At 71.3% G+C, this 18,340-nt stretch carries 16 protein-coding genes; 2 read left to right on the top strand and 14 right to left on the bottom strand.

Annotated elements, in window-relative coordinates:
• Nucleotides 1–130: 130 nt before the first annotated feature.
• Genes ribD through J3476_RS11470 form a run of 8 tightly spaced genes read right to left on the bottom strand, consistent with a single transcriptional unit; the run spans nucleotide 131 to nucleotide 9,271 of the window.
• Nucleotides 131–1,132, bottom strand: a complete 1,002-nt coding sequence (gene ribD, locus J3476_RS11435) for a bifunctional diaminohydroxyphosphoribosylaminopyrimidine deaminase/5-amino-6-(5-phosphoribosylamino)uracil reductase RibD (RefSeq protein WP_152517026.1) — start codon at nucleotides 1,130–1,132, stop codon at nucleotides 131–133.
• Nucleotides 1,129–1,806: a ribulose-phosphate 3-epimerase gene (rpe, locus tag J3476_RS11440; protein WP_207066592.1), complete on the bottom strand. Its 678-nt coding sequence runs from the start codon at nucleotides 1,804–1,806 to the stop codon at nucleotides 1,129–1,131. The genes ribD and rpe overlap by 4 nt, the downstream gene beginning before the upstream one ends.
• Nucleotides 1,807–1,815: 9 nt before the next feature.
• Nucleotides 1,816–3,195: an RsmB/NOP family class I SAM-dependent RNA methyltransferase gene (locus J3476_RS11445; protein WP_207066593.1), complete on the bottom strand. Its 1,380-nt coding sequence runs from the start codon at nucleotides 3,193–3,195 to the stop codon at nucleotides 1,816–1,818.
• Nucleotides 3,192–4,121 (bottom strand): methionyl-tRNA formyltransferase, encoded by a 930-nt coding sequence (fmt, locus tag J3476_RS11450; protein WP_207066594.1) that lies wholly within the window; start codon nucleotides 4,119–4,121, stop codon nucleotides 3,192–3,194. Before fmt ends, J3476_RS11445 begins: the two co-directional genes overlap by 4 nt.
• A gap of 19 nt (nucleotides 4,122–4,140) precedes the next feature.
• Complete coding sequence (locus J3476_RS11455; RefSeq protein ID WP_207066595.1) at nucleotides 4,141–4,677, bottom strand: LemA family protein; 537 nt, start codon at nucleotides 4,675–4,677, stop codon at nucleotides 4,141–4,143.
• Nucleotides 4,671–6,479, bottom strand: coding sequence for a DUF2207 domain-containing protein (locus tag J3476_RS11460; RefSeq protein ID WP_207066596.1), 1,809 nt, complete (start codon nucleotides 6,477–6,479; stop codon nucleotides 4,671–4,673). Before J3476_RS11460 ends, J3476_RS11455 begins: the two co-directional genes overlap by 7 nt.
• A 36-nt stretch (nucleotides 6,480–6,515) precedes the next feature.
• On the bottom strand, nucleotides 6,516–8,462 hold the full coding sequence (locus tag J3476_RS11465) for a primosomal protein N' (protein WP_207066615.1): 1,947 nt from the start codon (nucleotides 8,460–8,462) through the stop codon (nucleotides 6,516–6,518).
• Nucleotides 8,463–8,512: 50 nt separating this feature from the next.
• On the bottom strand, nucleotides 8,513–9,271 hold the full coding sequence (locus J3476_RS11470) for a lysoplasmalogenase (protein WP_207066597.1): 759 nt from the start codon (nucleotides 9,269–9,271) through the stop codon (nucleotides 8,513–8,515).
• Between the two features lie 100 nt (nucleotides 9,272–9,371).
• Here J3476_RS11470 and J3476_RS11475 point away from each other — a divergent pair, with 100 nt between their 5' ends.
• Nucleotides 9,372–10,625 (top strand): hypothetical protein, encoded by a 1,254-nt coding sequence (locus J3476_RS11475; RefSeq protein WP_207066598.1) that lies wholly within the window; start codon nucleotides 9,372–9,374, stop codon nucleotides 10,623–10,625.
• A gap of 9 nt (nucleotides 10,626–10,634) precedes the next feature.
• Here J3476_RS11475 and J3476_RS11480 read toward each other — a convergent pair whose 3' ends face one another.
• From J3476_RS11480 to J3476_RS11505, 6 genes are read right to left on the bottom strand one after another with little or no spacing between them, the layout of a single operon-like run.
• Nucleotides 10,635–12,839, bottom strand: a complete 2,205-nt coding sequence (locus tag J3476_RS11480) for a hypothetical protein (RefSeq protein ID WP_207066599.1) — start codon at nucleotides 12,837–12,839, stop codon at nucleotides 10,635–10,637.
• On the bottom strand, nucleotides 12,836–14,116 hold the full coding sequence (locus J3476_RS11485; protein ID WP_286182906.1) for a glycosyltransferase family 2 protein: 1,281 nt from the start codon (nucleotides 14,114–14,116) through the stop codon (nucleotides 12,836–12,838). The genes J3476_RS11480 and J3476_RS11485 overlap by 4 nt, the downstream gene beginning before the upstream one ends.
• Entirely contained in the window at nucleotides 14,113–14,928 is an 816-nt protein-coding gene (locus tag J3476_RS11490) for a glycoside hydrolase family 16 protein (RefSeq protein WP_207066600.1), read from the bottom strand. The genes J3476_RS11485 and J3476_RS11490 overlap by 4 nt, the downstream gene beginning before the upstream one ends.
• Entirely contained in the window at nucleotides 14,925–15,587 is a 663-nt protein-coding gene (locus J3476_RS11495; RefSeq protein WP_207066601.1) for a DUF998 domain-containing protein, read from the bottom strand. Before J3476_RS11495 ends, J3476_RS11490 begins: the two co-directional genes overlap by 4 nt.
• A 3-nt stretch (nucleotides 15,588–15,590) precedes the next feature.
• Nucleotides 15,591–16,544, bottom strand: a complete 954-nt coding sequence (locus J3476_RS11500; RefSeq protein ID WP_207066602.1) for a glycosyltransferase family 2 protein — start codon at nucleotides 16,542–16,544, stop codon at nucleotides 15,591–15,593.
• Nucleotides 16,541–17,353, bottom strand: coding sequence for a glycosyltransferase family 2 protein (locus tag J3476_RS11505; protein ID WP_207066603.1), 813 nt, complete (start codon nucleotides 17,351–17,353; stop codon nucleotides 16,541–16,543). The genes J3476_RS11500 and J3476_RS11505 overlap by 4 nt, the downstream gene beginning before the upstream one ends.
• 337 nt (nucleotides 17,354–17,690) lie before the next feature.
• On the opposite strand from J3476_RS11505, the gene J3476_RS11510 reads away from it, so the two are divergent.
• The coding region (locus J3476_RS11510; RefSeq protein WP_373889050.1) for a lipopolysaccharide biosynthesis protein at nucleotides 17,691–18,340 on the top strand (650 nt) is incomplete at its 3' end.

Here is an 18,340-nt window from a genome sequence, read left to right on the forward strand (position 1 = left end):
TTCTCAGCGCAACTCGTCTCTGAAAGCGCGATATTCCCGCCGGCAAGCAGCCGACTGCATCGAGTTTACCGATTCGGCGGTGCCTGACCCCCGGTCGCCGCGCCCGCGGCGACTGTGACACCGCCCACCGTCACGCCGGTACCAGGCTGAGCAACACATCAGGCCCGACGGCCTGCACTCCGTCGAACTGCCAGCGTTGAGCCTGAGCGATGCTGAGCACGCCGACGTCGTCCACCGCGGTGATCGGACCGCCCAGCAGGATCGGCGCCACGTAAGCCAGGATGCGGTCGATCACACCGGCCCGCAGGAAGGCGCCGGCCAGGGTGGGGCCGCCCTCGACCAGCACGTCGGTACGGTCCGACAGCGCCCTGAGCACCTCGTGCGGATCCCGGGTGCGGATCACCATGGTTCGCGAGTCGTCGTTGAGAACCCTTGCATCCGGCGATATCTCGCGCTCACCCACCACCACACGCAACGGCTGGCTCTCGGCCAGCGCACCGTCGGGGCGGCGAGCGGTCAGGACCGGGTCGTCGACGAACACCGTTCCGGTGCCGACGATGATCGCCTCGGCGGCCGCCCGCCGGCGATGGACGTCCGCGCGGGCGGCCTCACTGGTGATCCACTGGCTGGTGCCGTCGGCGGCGGCGCTGCGGCCGTCCACGCTGGTCGCGAATTTCCACGTCACGTGGGGGGATCCGGTCCGGAGCTTGTGCAGCCACTCGCGCAGCGGCCCACCGGCGACGGCGCCGGCCAGCACCCCGGCCTGCACCTCGACCCCGGCATCGGCCAGTCGGGCGGCTCCCCCGGCAGCGAGCGGATTCGGATCGCTGACGGCGAAGACCACCGCAGCGACGCCGGCGGCCAACAATGCGTCCACGCAGGGCGGCGTGCGACCGGTGTGGTTGCACGGTTCCAGGGTGACCACCGCGGTGCCTCCGGCCGCGCGGCTGCCGGCTCGTCGCAACGCGAGGACCTCGGCGTGCGGCCCGCCCGCCGGTGAGGTGGCGCCGACGCCGGCGATCTGGCCGTCGCGATCCAGGATGACCGCTCCCACCGGGGGATTCGGGTAGGTGCGGCCCTTGACCTGCTCAGCCTGCTCGATGGCCGCCTGCATGGCGGCGTCGAGGTTCATACCGACAGATGCGTGGCCGCCGCGCCGGCCTGCGCGCGCAATGCCCGCACCGCGGCGGCGGGATCGTCGGCGCTGTAGACGGCTGATCCGGCGACGAAGCAGTCGACCCCGGCAGCGGCCGCCTGTTCGATGGTGTCGGCGTTGATGCCGCCGTCGATCTCGATCAGGATGCTCAACTCGCCCGCGTCGACCAGCCGCCGCGCCGTCCCGACCTTGGGCAGCACCTCGGCGATGAACTTCTGGCCCCCGAAGCCGGGTTCGACCGACATCACCAGCAGCGTGTCGAACTCGGGCAGGATCTCCAGGTACGGCTCGATCGGGGTGCCCGGCTTGACCGCCAGACCGGCTTTGCCCCCGGCGGCGCGGATGTCGCGAGCCACGCCGACCGGGTTGTCGGTGGCCTCGGCATGGAACGTGACGTTGTAGGCGCCGGCTTCGGCGTAGGGCGGCGCCCACCGCTGCGGGTCGTCGATCATCAGGTGGCAGTCCATCGGGATGTCGGTGACCTTGAGCAGCGACTCCACCACGGGCAGGCCCAGCGTGAGGTTCGGCACGAAATGGTTGTCCATCACATCGACGTGCAGCCAGTCCGCTCCCGCGACAGCGGCGGTCTCGTCGGCCAGCCGGGCGAAGTCGGCGGCCAGGATCGACGGGGCGATCATCGGTGCAGCCATGCGCTCACCCTATCGGTCGCCGCCCACCCGCAATGCGGCGGCGAACATCGCGTCGGTGCCGTGGCGGTGCGGCCACAACTGCGCCGACGGCCCATCACCGATGTCGGTGGCTGGGGCGAGCAGTGCCGTGGTGTCCAGTGCGGTCACCGGATAGCGGCGCAGCGCGTCGGCGACGACGCCGGCCGTTTCGGCCAGATGCGGCGAGCACGTCGCGTACAGCACTACCCCGCCGGGGCGGGTGAGCCGGATCGCCGAGGCCAGCAGTTCGCGTTGCAGCTTCGCCAAGGCGGGCACGTCGCCGGGCCGGCGCCGCCAGCGGGCTTCGGGCCGTCGGCGCAGCGCGCCCAGCCCGGTGCACGGCGCGTCGACGAGGACCCGGTCGTAGCCGGGCGGCAGGCCCGGCTCGCGCCCGTCCACACGGTGGACGGTCACGGGCAGCCCGGCGGTGTTCTGCTCGACCAGATCGGCGCGGGCGGGGGCGGGTTCGACCGCGTCGACGAAGGCTCCGACGGGTTCGCCGAGGGCCGCCAGCAGCGCCGTCTTCCCGCCGGGGCCGGCGCACAGATCGAGCCAGCGGCCGGTGTCGTCACCGTCGAGCGTGGCCAGTGTGAGCGCACGGGCGATCAGTTGGCTGCCCTCGTCCTGAACGAGCGCCGAGCCGTCGCGGAGAGCCGACAGCGCCCCGGGGTCGCCCTCGCCGAGATACACCGCATACGGGGAGTAGCGACCGACGGTGCCACCGGCCGTCTCGGCCAGCTCGGCGGCCGAGAGGCGCCCTGGCCGCGCCACCAGATGCACCTCCGGACGGGCGTCGTCACTGGCCAGCAGCGCCTCGAGTTCTCCGGCGCGGGCGCCCAGCGCATCGGTGAACGCCTGGCCGATCCACCGTGGGTGGGCGTACCTGAACGCCAGGTGCCCCACCGGGTCGGTGGCCGCCGGTGGAGCCAGCTCGGCGACCCAGGAACCCTCGTCGCGCCGGGCGATGGCCCGTAGCACGCCGTTGACGAAACCGGCTCGTGCCGAATCGAATTCGATCCCGGCCTGCTCCACGGTCGTCGAGACCGCGGCATGGTCCTCCACCCGGGTGCGCAGCAGCTGGTACGCCCCCAGCCGCAGCAGGTCCAACAGCACCGGGTCGATGCGGTCCACGGGCCGGCCCGCCGCGGCGGCGATGACGGCGTCGAGCAGCCCGCGGGCCCGGCAGGTGCCGTAGGCCAGCTCGGTGGCGAATGCGGCGTCGCGCCCGGTGATTCCGCGCTCCCGCAGGATCGCCGGGAGCGCCAGATTGGCGTACGCGTCGCGGGTGGACACCGCACGCAGCACGTCGAAGGCCGCGCGGCGGGCCGGGTCCAGCGGGGTGCGCCGGGGTCGGCGTCCGGGGCCGCTCATCGGGCCCAGCCGTGTTCGTCGAGCCGGGCGCCACGCGCCCAGTCCGCGGCGGCCATCGCCTTCTTGCCCGGGGGCTGCACGCTGCCCAGCTGCACCGGCACCGATCCGGTACCGACCAGCACGTGGCGCTTGCCCACCTGCATGCGCCCGGGCTCCAGCTCGCAGGCCTGGTCGGGCACGGTCACCGGACCCACCTTGACCCGCAGCTCACCGATCATCGTCCAGGCACCGGGGTTGGGCGTGACCGCACGGATGCGCCGGTCCACGACGTGCGCGGGCAGGTCCCAGCGGATCCGGGCGTCGTCGACGGTGACTTTGGGGGCGACGCTGACGCCTTCGGCGGGTTGCGGCACCGCGGTCAGCTTGTGTTCGGCGATGCCGTCCATCGTCGCCTCGAGCAACTCCGCACCCGCGACCGAGAGTCGCTCGAGCAACGCGCCGGCGGTGTCGGTGGGTCGAATGGTCTCGGTGACCACGCCGTACACCGGGCCGGAATCCAGACTGCGCTCGATCTGGAATGTCGTCGCTCCGGTCACGGTGTCCCCGGCCGCCAGGGCCGCCTGCACGGGAGCCGCACCACGCCAGGCGGGCAGCAGCGAGAAGTGCAGGTTGACCCAGCCGTGCGCGGGGACCGCCAGCAGTTCCTCCCCGAGCAGCGCCCCGTAGGCCACCACGGCGCAGCAGTCGGGGTCCAGCTCGGCGAGTTCGGCGACGAACTCCTCGGAGTTGGGGCGGGCCGGCCGGAGGATCGGGATGCCGTGCTCGGCGGCCACCTGCGCGACCGGGGACGGGGCCGCCCGCCCGCGCCGGCCGGCGACCGCATCAGGGCGGGTCAGCACGGCGACGACGTCGTGACGGGGTGATTCGATCAGCCGCCGCAGGGAGGGCAGGGCCGGTTCCGGCGTGCCGGCGAAGACGAGACGCACCGCGCCAGTCTAGGGAGGCTCATCTCGGTGTCTGGTAGTACTCCTTCTCGGCGACCCCCGTCAGCGGTGCGACCAGCAGCCACGGGATGGTGGTGACGAGCCGGTTCAGGCCGGCCACGGAGTCGTTGTAGTACTGCCGGGCGAACGCCAGTTTGTCCTCGGTGTCGGCGAGGTTGCGCTGCAGGTCCAAGAAGTTGGCCGACGAGGCGAGTTGCGGATAGTCGCGGCCGAGCGCGAGCACCGGCGCCAGCGCGCGGTCGAGTTGCTTTTCGGCCGCGCTGCGCTGGGTGACGGACTTCCCGCTGGTGGCCGCGGTCAGGGCCGCGTTGGCGTCGGTGACGTGGTCGAGCACGGTCTTTTCGTGGGTGGCGAAGGTCGCGACGGTGTGCACCAGGCTCGGGATCAGTGCGGCGCGTCGCGTCAGCTCCACGTCGATGCCCGACAGCGCCTCGGCCACCCGCACGTCGGCGGACCGGATCTTGTTGTAGCCCACGACGAATCCGATCAGCACCGCCACCGCCACCACCAGGATGACGACAAGTAGGAAGGTCACCACGACCCGCCACCTCCTCCTCCACCACCGCCGCCCCCGCCGCCGCTGGACCCTCCGCCGCCCGAGGACGACGACTTCGCCTGCGAGGCGGTGTAGGCGCCGATCGACGACGACAACGCCGATTCGAAGCTGTCGAAGTCCGCGCCGCCACCGGAGCCGAACCAGCCCGATGACGTCGTCGTCGAAGTGCTGTACCAATCGGGTTGCGGTGCAACGGTACCGGTGACTTCTTGATATTTCTTGGCCCACATCGCGGCGGCGCCGGCGGCCACCGCGAACGGAACGTAGGCGGTGTAGAGATCCTTGCGGGCGGCGAAGTCGAACCGGCTCTCGGCCGAGTCGGTGGCCAGCACCCGGTGGAATCCGCCGATGCGCGACCACAGTTCACGTCCGGCCGCGGTGCGCCTGGTTCCCACCCCGGGCCGCCAGGAAGCCGCCGAGAAGACGAAGAACGCCGCGAACGGCAGGGCCCAGAGCGTGAAGGGCGGCCCCCAGTTGAAGAACGCGCAGATCATCAATACGAAGGCAGCGCCGTTGGCGGCGCGCAGCCACAGCTCCTTCTTGCGCTGCACCATGAGTCCGGAGGTCAGCGCCCACTTCTGCACGGTCTCGGTCATCTCGGCCTTGGCCTTCTGGAGCCGCTCCCCTGACTTGACCGTCTTCTTGGCCTCGAATTCCGCGCCCGCGGAGTCGACTTTCAGTTTCCTTCCGACCGCCGCGCTGACCGGGTCCACGTCTCTCCACTGCCCCCGCTGGGCAACCCCCCGGATTCGCCAGTGTTTGTCGCTGACCTGCTGCAGGGTGATCAGACCGCGTTCGGCCAGATGGAACAGCGTGGCGGTCAGGCCGTTCTTGGGCACCGACTCGGTGCGGAGGTATTCGACCTGTACCGGTCCCAGGCCCGGCGGCGGCGCGTACTGCAGCGGGAAGCCGGGTCTCCGCTCGGTGACCGCGCGCAGCCACAGCAGCGCTCCGGCGGCCAACAGCACGGTCAGCGTCGCGACGCCGATCACGCCGGCCACCGATTGGCCGAGCACCCGGTCCCAGGTGTAGGACCAGGGCAGTGTCGGCCGCGCCGGGGTCGGCAGGTCGACGCCGGCGCGCACGGTGACGGGGGTGCGCGGTGGCAGGTTGGCCGCCGACAACTCGACGCGGTTGCCCCTGATGGTCAGGTCGTCACAGATCACGCCGACGCCCGAGCCGACCGAGCACTGCGCACCGGTGACGGATGCGGGAAGCTCGACGGAGACGTCGACCGCGCGGATGTAGTTGTTCCACGACGGCGCGATGACATTCCAGAAGAACACCGTCGGCGCTGCGGCGGTATCGCCGGTGGTGGCGGCGAACTGCTTCCCGGCGCCGGTGGTGCCTGGGTCGAGCACGCCGGGGATGGTGTAACGGATCTCGAAGACATGGGCGCCGTAGCTCAGCGTCCGGTCCGGATCACCGATCTTGGCCACCCGGAACCGCCGGCCGTCCTCCCACAGCATCTCGTACCGTGCCGGACGCCCGTCGAGCAGCACCGACGTGACCTCCGGTCGCTGGCGGATGTTCGGATCGTTGGGGTTGGCCACGTCCCAGTAGCGGAACAGACCGTGGCGCCCGCTCGGGAAATCCGCGGTGATGGTCTCCACCGCGGTCATCGTGCCGTCGTCGGCGACGACGATGTCGACGTCGTAATCGTCGAAGACGACCGGATCGTAGGGCGCCGCCGTGTCGGTGGCTCCGCCCTGGAACAGCCACGGCCACAGCACCCCCAGCGCGATCACCGCCAGCGTGATCAGCCACGAGATCAGACGCGCCATCGCCCTCTCCTGTCCGGATCCACCGTCAGACGAGAATCACCCTATGTGCAGCGGATCGATCTGCACACGAACCGGCTCGTGGTCGTGGCGTGCGCTGGCGGCCGCGCTGGCCCGTCGCAGCGCCGCGGCAAGGCCCAGTCCGAGTTCGCGCGGCACCCGGACCAGCATCCGGCCCACCGGGTGATCGGCGGCCACCCCGGCGGGCCGGCGGGCGCCGACGGGCAGGTCGACCGGTCCGAGAACCTCGGCTCCGTCGGGTAGTTCAGCGGCCTGCAGCAGCGCGTCCACCGCGTCGGTGGTGCCGTCGACGGCGGCCATGTGCACCGCCGGCGGCAGGCCGACTTCGGTACGCGCGTCCAGCTCCGCCTCGGCGTGACCGACCGGATCCCAGCGCACCAGCGCCTGCACCGTGGGGATGGCCGATTCCGCGACGACCGCGACGACCCCGCCGTCGTCGTGGCTGCGGACCAAGGCGGCCGCGGCCATCCAGCGCCGCAGCGTGTCCTCGGCCGCGCGCAGGTCCTGGCGTCCCAGAAGTGCCCAGGCGTCGAGGAGCAGCGCCGCGCCGTAGCCGCCTTCGGCCACCGGCTCCACCCCCGGGGTGGCGACGACGACGGCGGGACGGGGCGGCACCGTGGCCACCACGCTGTCACCACCGGAGGTGATGACCGCCGCGCCGGGGAACGCCCGGCCCAGTTCTTCGGCGGTGCGCCGGGCGCCCACCACTACGGCCCGCACCGCGTCCGACCCGCACCGCGCGCACCGCAGGGCCAGCTCCTCGCGGCCGCACCAGCGGCATACGGCCCCGGGGGCGTCGCGGCCGGGCAGGGACAACGGCCCGGTGCAGTGCCGGCAGCGGGCGATGCTGCGGCACCGGCCACACGCCAATGCCGGCACATAACCGCGGCGCGGAACCTGCACCAGGACCGGGGCGTCGGCGCGCAGCGCGGCGCGGGCGGCGTCGAGGGCCATCGACGGGAGCCGGGCGGTGTGCGCGGCGGGGTCGCGTTCCTGGGCGAAGGCGCTGTCCTCGAGCGCGACCACCCGCGGGGCGTGCGCGCGTACGGCCCGGCGCGGCGCGGTCAGGTCATGCGCCCAGCCGCTGCGCACCAGCGCGTGGGCCTCGGCGGTGCGTGCGAAGCCGCCGATCACCGCCGCACAGCGCAGTTGGTGGGCCCGCAGCATCGCCACCTCACGGGAGTGCGGATACGGCGCGCGGGGTTCGGCCAGGGAGTCGTCACCGTCGTCCCAGACCAGCACCAGTCCGAGATCGGACACGGGCGCGAAGGCGGCGCTGCGCGTCCCGATCACCAGCCGCGCCTGACCGCGCAGCGCCCGCAGCCAGCGCCGGTACCGCTCGGCCGGACCCAGCCCGGCCGACAGGGCGACCACCCGGCTGTCCGGAAGCAGCACCGTCGCGGCCGCCTGCAGCTGATCGATGTCGCGCTGGTCGGGAACCACGGCCAGCACACCCCGGCCCGTCGCGACCGTCACGGCCGCGACCTCGGCCAGCCGCTGCGGCCACGACTCCCCCGGCAACGCCTGCCACACCGCACGCGCCGCGCGGCCCCCCTGCAGGGCGGCGACGAACTGCGCGCCGCCCTGGTACGCCGCCCACGCGGCGGTGTCGACGGGCAGCGGATCGAGCGGTTCGAGCGGGGGTGCGGCCTGCTTCTCGACTGTTGCGTGTCGTGGCGGCACCGCCAGGCGCAGCACGTCGGCCCGGGTGCCCGCATAACGGGCTGCGACGGCGTCGGTGAGACGGCGGATGTCGTGGGTGAGAACCGGTTCGCCGGAGACCACCTTGTCCAGCCAGCCGAGCTTTCCGCCGTGGTCGGTGTCGGAGCGACGCTCGAGCAGGAAACCGTCGACTAGCCGGCCGTGGAACCGGACCCGGACCCGCACACCGGGTTGTGCGTCGTCGGATTGATCGGCCGAGACCAGGTAGTCGAACTCGCGGTCGAGGTGCGGCACCGACAGCATCGGCAGCACGCGCGCGATCGGCTCGTGCTCGGCCGGGTGCCGGGTGGTGCTCACCCCGCAGGTGTAGCAGAGGCCCCGGACGGCGACCCGAACGACCGGCCGAACAACAGCCCGGCGGTGAGCAGCAGCAGCGAGGCGGCGTAGAACCACCAGATGGGCACCGCCAGCCGCTCGTCGCCCAGCACGAATCGGGAGATCCCGATCATCGCGTCGGAGATCGCGAAGCTCACCGCGCCCAGTGCGGTCCACGGGGTGGGCAGGTCGGCGAGCAGCGCCGCGCAGACCATGGCACCGAGCACGGCGATGTAGAGCGTGACCGGCACCGCCATTCCCTCGGCGATCAGCCGCGGCCAGAACCAGACCAGCAGCGCCACGCAGGACGCCACGGTCAGGCCGGCGGCGGCCAGCCGAGGCGGTGTCGGCGCGGCCAGCGGCAGCAGGGCCGCCAGGAAGCACAGATGGGCGATCAGGAAGGCGGCCAGGCCGAGCACGAACGACGCCTCCCACCACGGCATCGCCAGCAGGTAGTCCCCGGCCGCGGAGAACAGCAGGGCGCCGATCAGCCAGCGCCGTTCCCGCACGACGGGATGTGCCGTCGCGGCGGCGAGCAGCACCGCGGTCAGCGCTTTGACGGCCGGTTGCAGAGCGAACTGTCCCGTCAGCTCGGTCCCCGACGGCACGCGGGTTGCGACCACGATCAGGAAGACGCCGTAGCCGACCGCGACCACCGCCGCGCCGGACCACAGCGCCCGGGCCCGGGATCTGCCTGCAGGGACCGTCCGGTCGCCTCGTCTCCTCGCCTGCGTCATGGGCAGAACCTATAGAACACAGAACCGCGAGAACAACGCGCCCGCAGTGCCGATCGGTCATCTCGTCGCAGGTCCGGCCTCTGATAGGTTCTGCAGGCAAATGGCCTTTCCTGCGCGCCGTCGGCAGCCGGCCACCGTGCGTGTCGCCTCGCTGGACGTACAGCACAGTCACCGCCGGTCGGCGGTGGTGCTGGGACCCGTGACGATGCCGTCGCTCGACGAGCTGAGATCCCGCTTCGCGGCGATGGCCGCCGTCGGACCGGTCGCCCGCATCGGCCTGCAGCCCTCGACGGCGAGCGTGCGGTGGCGCTTCACCCCGCACCGCCTCGAGCACGCGGTGCGCGCGGCGGACCCTGTCGCCGACGACGATCCGATGGTGCTGCTGGCGGCGCTGCGCGGTATGCCCGACAGCGGAATCCGCGTGCTGGCCGGACGCGACCATCTGGCCATCGACTTCAGCCACGGTCTGGGCGAGATCCCGCTGCTGGACCTGCTTGTCGCGGTGTTGCTGGGCGGGGTCGACCCGTCAGAGCCCGCGCTGTGGCGCCCCTACCGGCACGCGGTGGCCCCGCTCCCAGCGGCCGCGGTGCGCGCGATCGGGCTGCGCCCTCGGCGACTACTTCCGCTGTGGCGCCACCACCGACGCACCAAGCCCGCGGCGATGGCGGCACCCGCAGCTGGCGACCTCGGCGCCGGCCCGTCCCCGGCCACCCGGATCGCCCGCATCGCCGGAGCCGAGGCCGACGAGCTGCGCCGGCTGCGTGATGCCACCCGGCCCGAGGTCAGCATGTTCGCCGTTTACACCTGCGCTCTGCACACAGCGTTCGCGGACAACGGATTCGACGTCGATCCCGTGGTCACGCTGCCGTTCGACGTGCGTCGGTACCTACCGGCCGGGTGGGACACGCTCGCATCGTTCTCTGCCGGTCTGGACTTCACCGTCGATCCGGCCGCGGGGCCCGGCGCACTGCACTCGGAAATGGGCAGTGCCGTCCGCATGGCCCGACCGGTGGCCAATCTCGTGGCGAGTTCGGTGAAGGCCCGGGCCGCTCGGTGGGCGCGTCGCGGCGCCGACTGGTCGGTGCTACCGCCGCCGCGGATGCGGTTGCTGCACTCCAGCATCGGATCGGTCCCGCGCACCGCGTGGTCCTTCAGCGACCCCACCGAAGCCTGCATCCTGGTGGCCAGCGATCCCGCGGGACCGTACGGGGTGACGGTGACGACCGCGACGGTGCCCGGCGCGTTGTGGATGACCGCGGAGTTCCACGAGGCGGTGTTCGATGCCGAGCGAATCTGCGCCGCACTGGATTCGGTGCCCGAGCGGGCACGCGAGCTGCTGAGCCGGACCGGGTGACGGACAGGCTCAGCGGGCACCTTCTGCGGTGGTTTGTGGCGGCACGTCCCAGTCGTGGGCGGTGCGGAACACAAGGGTCTCGCCGTCTTCGTAGTACACCGTCCAGTTGGGGGAACTGCGCAGCGCCTGCTTCATGATGTCGGCCGCTTCGGGACGGAAGTCGCCGTAGTAACGCACGGCCTTGTCGGACTGCTCGCTGAACAGCACATAGGCCCGGAATGCGTCGTACTGCGCGTAGTCGTCGAGAGTCTTGATGTCCTCGGCGGTGGGGAACTGCGCCTTCAACTCGGGCAGCTTCGGGTCCCGGTAGTCCCACAGGTCGAAACCGATCGTCGCGTCGAAATAGTGGTTGTACAGCGTGACCTCGGCATAGCTGGCGTTCAGCCGGGTCGGCATACCGCCGAGGCGCAACATCACCAATCGCGTCCGCACGTCGGCGCCGTCGGTGATGCGGTCCATCAGTTCGACCTGTTCGCGGGTCTGGTAGATCATCGGCCACAGCGCCACATAGCCGTGGAGTCCGGCAACCGCCGCCGCGGTCACACCGACCGCCGCGACCACCCTGACGAGTACGGTCCGCGCCCCGCGACCGGCTGCGTCCACCGCTGCGACCAGCGCCGGCGCGATGAGCAGCGCGCAGCCGAGCAGTGCGTACAGGTACACGCGGAAGATCGCCTCGCCGCCGTAGCTCTGCCCGAACAGCAGACCGAACGAACTGAACGCCAGCACTGCCGGTGTGAACACCGGTCGCTTGTGGCGCCGGCACCAGATGGCGCAGCCGACCGCGGTGAGGATCACCACCACCGACAGTGTGCGCACCACCGCCGACGTGAAGTCCTTGGCGGGCAGCCCCGATGTCAGCACGTTGCTGGCGGCGTTGTCCAGCGGGCTGCCGCCGGACAGCAGTCCGTAGGGAAGCACCGCTTCGAGGTTCAACACCAGGTAGGTCAGTGCCACCCCGGCCATGGCCAGCGCCGCCCAGCGGGGTCGCGCTCGCTTGAACAGACACAGCACGGAGGCCACGGCCACGATCCAGAACGGCGTCAGCTGATGGGTCGGGACCATCGCGGCGAACACGACGACACTGAGCACTCCACAGGCCCGGCTGCGGGGCGAGGCCAGCAGCAGCACCAGCGTTCCGAAGGCCAGCACCAGGGCCCAGGCCTGCGGGGCGAAATAGTCCTGGCCGACCCAGTTGACGATCTCGGCGAGATACGCGGCGGCGAGTGCGGTGCGGCGCGACCGTCCGACGACGCGCGCGGCGCTGTACACGGTGAACGCGATCAACACGTGGATGACCGGGGTGAAAACGTGCGCGACCGTCATCGCAGGCAGCCCGGTGGCCTCGCAGAACCACGCCCAGACCGCGAAGAACGCGGTCCACTGCGCATAGATGTCGGTGCCGTCGGCCATGATCCGGCCGTGCACCATGAGGTAGTCCACGACCGCGAGGTGCTTGTACGTCCAGTCCCACAGCGGCACGTCGGTGGCGGCGAAGGTGGTGACGCGGGCGACGACGATCGCCGCGCCGATCGCCGCGGCGGCCGGAACCAGCGTCCGGTCACGCACGGCGACCAGCAGCGCCCCACTCGTCAGCACCATGGACACGGCGAGCAGCGGGCCGGTTCCGGAGAACAGCAGACCGTAGTAGCTGGCCTCGACCCCGGGCAACCCTGGCACCGAGGCCGCCCAGAGCGCCACGGCCGTTCCGCTCAGCAGCAACGAGAAGTGGCGCCGCACAACGGATGTGCCGCGGTGAGCAACGGCGGGGACGGTGCGCCACCGCCAGCGCCGTGTCGCCTCCAGCACGCTGGTGCCGCGGCGGTGGTACCAGCAGGCGCTGCTCCCCGCAACAGCCACCACCTGCACCCACAGGATGTCCGATGGGCTCCAGCGGTAGGACCACATCGCCGCGATCGTCACCATCGTGACGAGGGCGATTCCCAGTACCGGAACGGTGGACAACAGGGCCCGGCGCGGGATGCGCACCCAGGTCAGCACCGCCGCCCCCGGGCCGAGGACGATGAACACCCCCAGTGCGCCGGCTCGAATGACGCTGGGCAGGGCCATCATCGCGACCACGCCGGCTGCCGCTCCCAGGACGGCGAGGTCGGCCATGCGAAACGGCATCGACGGCAGGCGACGGACCGCCGGGCCCGCAGTGGCGACCGTCGGCGCGGTGTCGCCGGTCTGTGCTGCGATGGTTGCCGTCATCGAGGCGCCGCCGCAGTCATGGCGCCGGTGATGGCCCGGCGGCCGCGCCACAGCGCCGTCGGACCGCTCAGCACCGCCATCACCTCGGTTCGGCCGAGCGCCCCGGGCAGGTCGTCGCGGAATCCGGGCATGGAGTACGGCATCGCCATGATCGCGCCGTAATCCGCGCCGGCACGCAGCGACGAGCCCAGACGCCGCCGAAGGATCCGCCAGGCCAGCCGCCGGTTGGTCCGGTCCGAGCCCACCTTGGTCAACCAGGCACCCAGACCCACCCCATAGCCGCGGACCTGCCGTAGCAGCGCGTCGTTGTCGCTGCGGTGGCGATGCCAGACGATGGCCGAGGGTTCGGCGGCAAGCGTGTCGCCCGCGGTGACCACCCGGAAGAACATGTCCAGGTCTTCGCCGCCCTGCGCCGCGGTGCCGGCACCCAGCGCTTCGTCGAAGCCGCCGAGGGCTGCGATGCGGTCGCGCCGGACAGCGAAATTGGCGCCTGCCCCGATGCGACCCACCTGGAACGGGAACAGCGGCAGATCCTCGGGCGGCTCGGCCAAGCTGAACAGCCGTGGCCGTAGTGAACCCGCCCAGGAGACGCGCTGGTCGAAATACGCCTGAGCCGGGGTCCGCAGCTCACCGCTGGGGATGAGTCCGCACACGCACGACACCCGGGGTGACCGGCCGAATCCGCGGGCGATACCGCGCAGCCACTGACCGTCGACCACGACGTCGTCGTCGGTGAACGCGACGAACTGGTGACGGGCGTTCCTGAGCCCGGCGTTTCGGGCTCTCGACAACCCGGGCCGCGGTTCGGAAACCAGTCTGAGGCGGGAGTCGCACAGCTTCTCGACCACCGAGGCGGTGGCCCCGGTGCGGGCTGCGTTGTCCACCACGACGACCTCGAAGTCCGGGTAGTCCAGTGCCAGGATCGACGTCAACGCGTCGGTCAGTTGGTCGGCCCGGTCACGGGTGCACACGACCACCGACATCGGCACCAGCGGCGCGCTCTCGGCGTGGTCGCCATCGTTCGGCATCGCAGCGGCGGGCAGGCGCACCCGGCCGTCGCACACGCGCGCCTCGACGAAGCCGAGGGGCTCGGCGCCGCGGCGCATCAGCACCCGGGCGAGACCGTAGCCCTCGGCGTGGCGTGGGACGAACTCCACCACACCGTCCGCGTCGGGGGTGCACTCGTCGATGTCGAGCAGCCCTATCCACCGCGCCTTGGACCAGGTCGGCGCTGCGTGCGGTGGCATCGCGGGTTCGAGCACCGGAGCCGGCCTCACAGTGCGCTCACCCGAACCCAGTCGACGAGCATCGTCGAGGGATTCGGCGTGGTGAGATCCGGCGGTCCGGGCCAGTTCCCCCCGACGGCGAGATTCAGCAGCAGGAACACCGGTCCGTCGAACACCCACGTGCTCTCGGGCGCCAGATCGGCGGGTGTGACGGTGAACAGTGTCAGGTCGTCGATGCCGGTGACGATGCGCTCGGGGGTCTTTTCCACCCAGTAGGTGTGGAACTCGCCGGCCAGCGGGAACGGTGCGGGTCCGGACGCCGAGATCTCCTGTCCCCGAGCCGATCCCCGGCGCGGAACGTGGACACCGGTGTGGTATTCGTCGGCGAGGTTCAGCGTTTCGATGACGTCGATCTCCCCGGAGGCGGGCCAGCCGACCCGGTCGACGTCGCTGCCGAGCAGCCAGAACGCCGGGTGCAGGCCCGCTCCGGCGGGCAGCGCGATGCGGGCCTCGGCGCGTCCTGAGGTGAACTCGACGGTTCCCTTGGTCGTCACCCGCGCCGACGTGATGTTGCTGCCGTCGGCGTCGCCGCGCGCGACGATCGCCAGGTGCCCGGCCCCGTCGAGGCTGACGTTGTCGGGATCGTCGGTGTAGACCTGCACTTCGTTGTTGCCCCAACCGCCGCCACCGGTGTCGAACCGCCACGGACCCGCCGGCGGCGCGCCTGCGGGGCCGGTGAAGTCGTCACTGAACACGGCGACGGGACCGGCCGGTTGCGCGTGTCCGACGGTGTCGTGCATCGCGCATCCACACAGCGCCAGCACACTCAGCGCCGCCACCCCGCGGCGCACCGCGTACCTCATCGCGGCTCCTCGACGCGCGCCTCACCGGGCTCAGCGGAATGTCGCGTCCGCAGGCCGGTGGTGCCCAGAGCGATCACCGCGGCCAGGACGCCGTACATCGCCATGCGCTGGGCGCCACCTGCGCCGAACACCTGGTGCCCGCCGAGGAAGCTGAACAGTCCCACCAGGCTCAGCGCGCCCGAGAGCACCGCGATCGCCCGGCGTTCGGCAGACATCGCCGAGGTCGAACTGACGGCGACGAGAACAGCGCCGACGGCACCCAGCGTCAGGAAAACCATGGTGGCGGTGAGATTCCACGCGTAGTCGACGTTCACGGTCACCACGCCCGAGCACGCCAGCCCGATGCCCGCGACGATCAGCAGGAGCGCGTGCGCGCGATCGGTCACCCGCTGCCGCCAGAAGCCGGCGGCCACGATCGCCACCGCCGTCCCGGTCGCGACCAGCGCGACGTTCATCACGTGGTAGAGATCGCTGCAGGGCCAGTTTCCCTGCGGTCCGCAGAACGCCGCGCCCAGCGGCCCGACCACGTCCTCGCGGTAGCCGTAGTATCCGCGCCACGACGCGGAGACCACCCACTCGGCGGCGAAGTAGACCAGCGGGACCAGGGCCGCCAGCCCGGTGATCCGGGCGTCCTCGAGCCAGTCGGTGTCAGTGGTCATCGCTCACTCCCCCTGTGACGCAGTCTGGAGCAGTCCCGTCAGGTATCCCCCCGCGGTGGTCGTCAGTCCGGCGAGCAGTGCCAGCATCCGGCCGGGCCGCCGTCTCGCGTGCCACAGCCCGGTGGGCAGGGCCTGCGTGGTGTACCTGCGTTCGCTGGCCAGCGAAGACCGCTGACCGCACAGCCGGGTCAGGATCGCTTTGCTGCGACCTTCGTGAAAGCAGCGGCGCAGGAAGTAGGACAACGTCGCCCGGTCGGTCGACACCGTGTGCGACACCGAGAACGCCGCGTGCCGGACGATCTTGGCGCTCGGGTGATGCCGCATCAGCTCGATGCCCATCAAGGTCTCCTCGCACCCGGTCGGCAGCGCGCCGACGCGGCCGAGCCGATCCGAGAAACCCCCGATGTCGACGAGCTCGGCCCGTCGCACGGCCATGGCGGCGCCGATCGGATTACGGATGTCGGCACCGTCGGCCGGCAGCCCGCGGTAGTCACAACCCACCACCCAGCCGAACTCGGGCGGAAACCAGCGCGGTGCTGAACCGCGAGGCCACTCGGGATGCACTGCGCCACCGATGCCCACGACGCCGGGGTCGAGGTACGCCGCGCGCACACCGGCGAGCGCCGCGGGGTGCAGCACCGCGTCGTCGTCCAGGAAGACCACCACCTCGCCGGAGGCGGTGCGCAGACCGGTGTTGCGCGCGCCGGAGAGGCCCCGGCTGGCGGTGTTGGCCACCACGACGACGCCAGACGGCACACCCGTTCGCAGTTCGCGATGTAGCGAGTCGTTGCCGTCGACCACCACGATCAGTTCGTCGCCGACACCGAGTTGGGCCACGACGGAATCGACCGCGCGGGTGAGGCCGGCGCGACGTTCGGTGGTGTAGCAGCAGATCACCACGCTGAGCGAGACCGCGGCGATGACCGGTGCCGCGGCGTCGGCGGGCTGAACCGTCACGGCGACCACCCGGCGCCGGCCGGCACGCGTGCGCCGCCGAGCTGCTCGCGGTGCTCGCGCCCGATGGTGCGCAGCACCCGCATCCCGTCGGTGACGGCATTGAGGTTGCTGTTGCCGTGCAGCCGCTTGCCCTCGAAGCTGCCGACCTCACGTATCAGCCACCCGCTCTTGGCGGCACGGACGTTGATCACGGTCTCGATCTCGAACCCGTCACCCCACTGCGGCTCGGGATCATCGGTGCACGGGAGGTCCAGACAGTCGAGGTTGCGCCGCCAGAACGCGTTGTAGCCGTAGCACAGATCGCTGAACTGGGTGCGGAAGATGCGGTTGACGAGCCAGTTCAGGCCGTAGTTGCCCAGCCTGCGGAATCGGGTGATGTCGTCACTGCCACCGTCCCGGCAGAACCGACTGCCCTTGGCCAGATCCGCACCCTCGACCAGCGCCTCGACGAACCGCGGGATCTCGGCCGGGTCGGTGGAGCCGTCCCCGTCGATCATGACGATGATGTCGCCGGTGGCAGCGCGGAAGCCGCAGGCCAGTGCGTTGCCTTTGCCACTGCGGGTCTGCTCGATCACGGTGGCGTGCGGCCACAACCGGCGCGCGACGTCGGCGGTTCCATCCTGGGAGCCGCCGTCGATGACGACGAGTTCGTCGACCGGCGGCATCCGCTCGGCGACGTGCGGCAAGTTGCGGGCCTCGTTACGGGTGGGAAGCACCACGGTGACCCTGGGCCGGCCGGTCTCGGCGAACCCACCGTCACCGGCGCGGTGGTTGGCCGAGGTCCCCGCGGTGCCGAAGCTCCGGTGCATGTCGTGCCGAAAGTTCCCGAAGTTTGCTCCTGCGCATGGTTTCGGGTCTGGCGCGATATCCGTCACGTCGCGAAACTTCCTGTCGGAGTGTGGGTTTGGTGTGCCGTGTCGTGCGGTCCGCGACCGGCCCTGGATCCTTAGCTAAGGTTAGGCTCCCCTTAGCTGGGAAGTCACTGTAATGCATGGCCCCGCCCTTCGGTGCGCTCCATGCCGGCTATGACAGGGCTCACAGGTTTGGATAGCCTAACCATCGTTCGCGGACTTTAGTATCGTCGGACACCCGCACCGCCCCGGACGCGTCACCCGACGCCCGGGTGAACACTTTCGTGAGGACCCCATGTCGACGACCAGCCGGGCGCCCGGCCACCACAGTGGTCAAACCGGCTGTGCGGCCGATGGTTCCACCGACGACAGGGTCGTCGAGCGCGACCTCCGCGGTGGTGCCGGGGACTGCACGGGCGCCACCGCGGCGTCCGACCGGCGCCGCCTGCACGGCCGGGCTCTGGGGATGGACATCCTCGCGGTGATGAGTTCGAGCGCCGCCACCGGCATCCTCGGGTTCGCCTTCTGGACCGCCGCCGCGCGCGGTTACGACGCCGCCGAGGTGGGGCGCGCGTCGGCGATCCTCTCGTCGGCGACGCTGATCGCGATCCTGGCCAATTTCAGCCTCGGCAATCTGTACGAGCGCTTCCTGCCGCTGGCCGGGCGGGACACCCATCGGCTGGTGCGGCACGGCACCACCTTCGCGCTCGGCGCCGCGGTGCTCTTCGGCGTGGTCTTCGTCCTGGTCGGCCCGCGCGACGAGTTGTTCCCCCACCCGGTGGAAATGGCGCTGTTCCCGGTCGCCGTCGCGGTGCTGTCGGTCTACGCACTGCAGGACCAGGTGCTCGTCGGGCTCGGTCGCGCCCGCATGATCGCGACGAAGAACATCGGCCAGTCCACCACCAAGTTGGTCGCGGTGATCGCGCTCATCCCGGTGGCCACCGG

This window comes from Mycobacterium sp. PO1, assembly GCF_017312405.1.
Taxonomy (GTDB): domain Bacteria; phylum Actinomycetota; class Actinomycetes; order Mycobacteriales; family Mycobacteriaceae; genus Mycobacterium.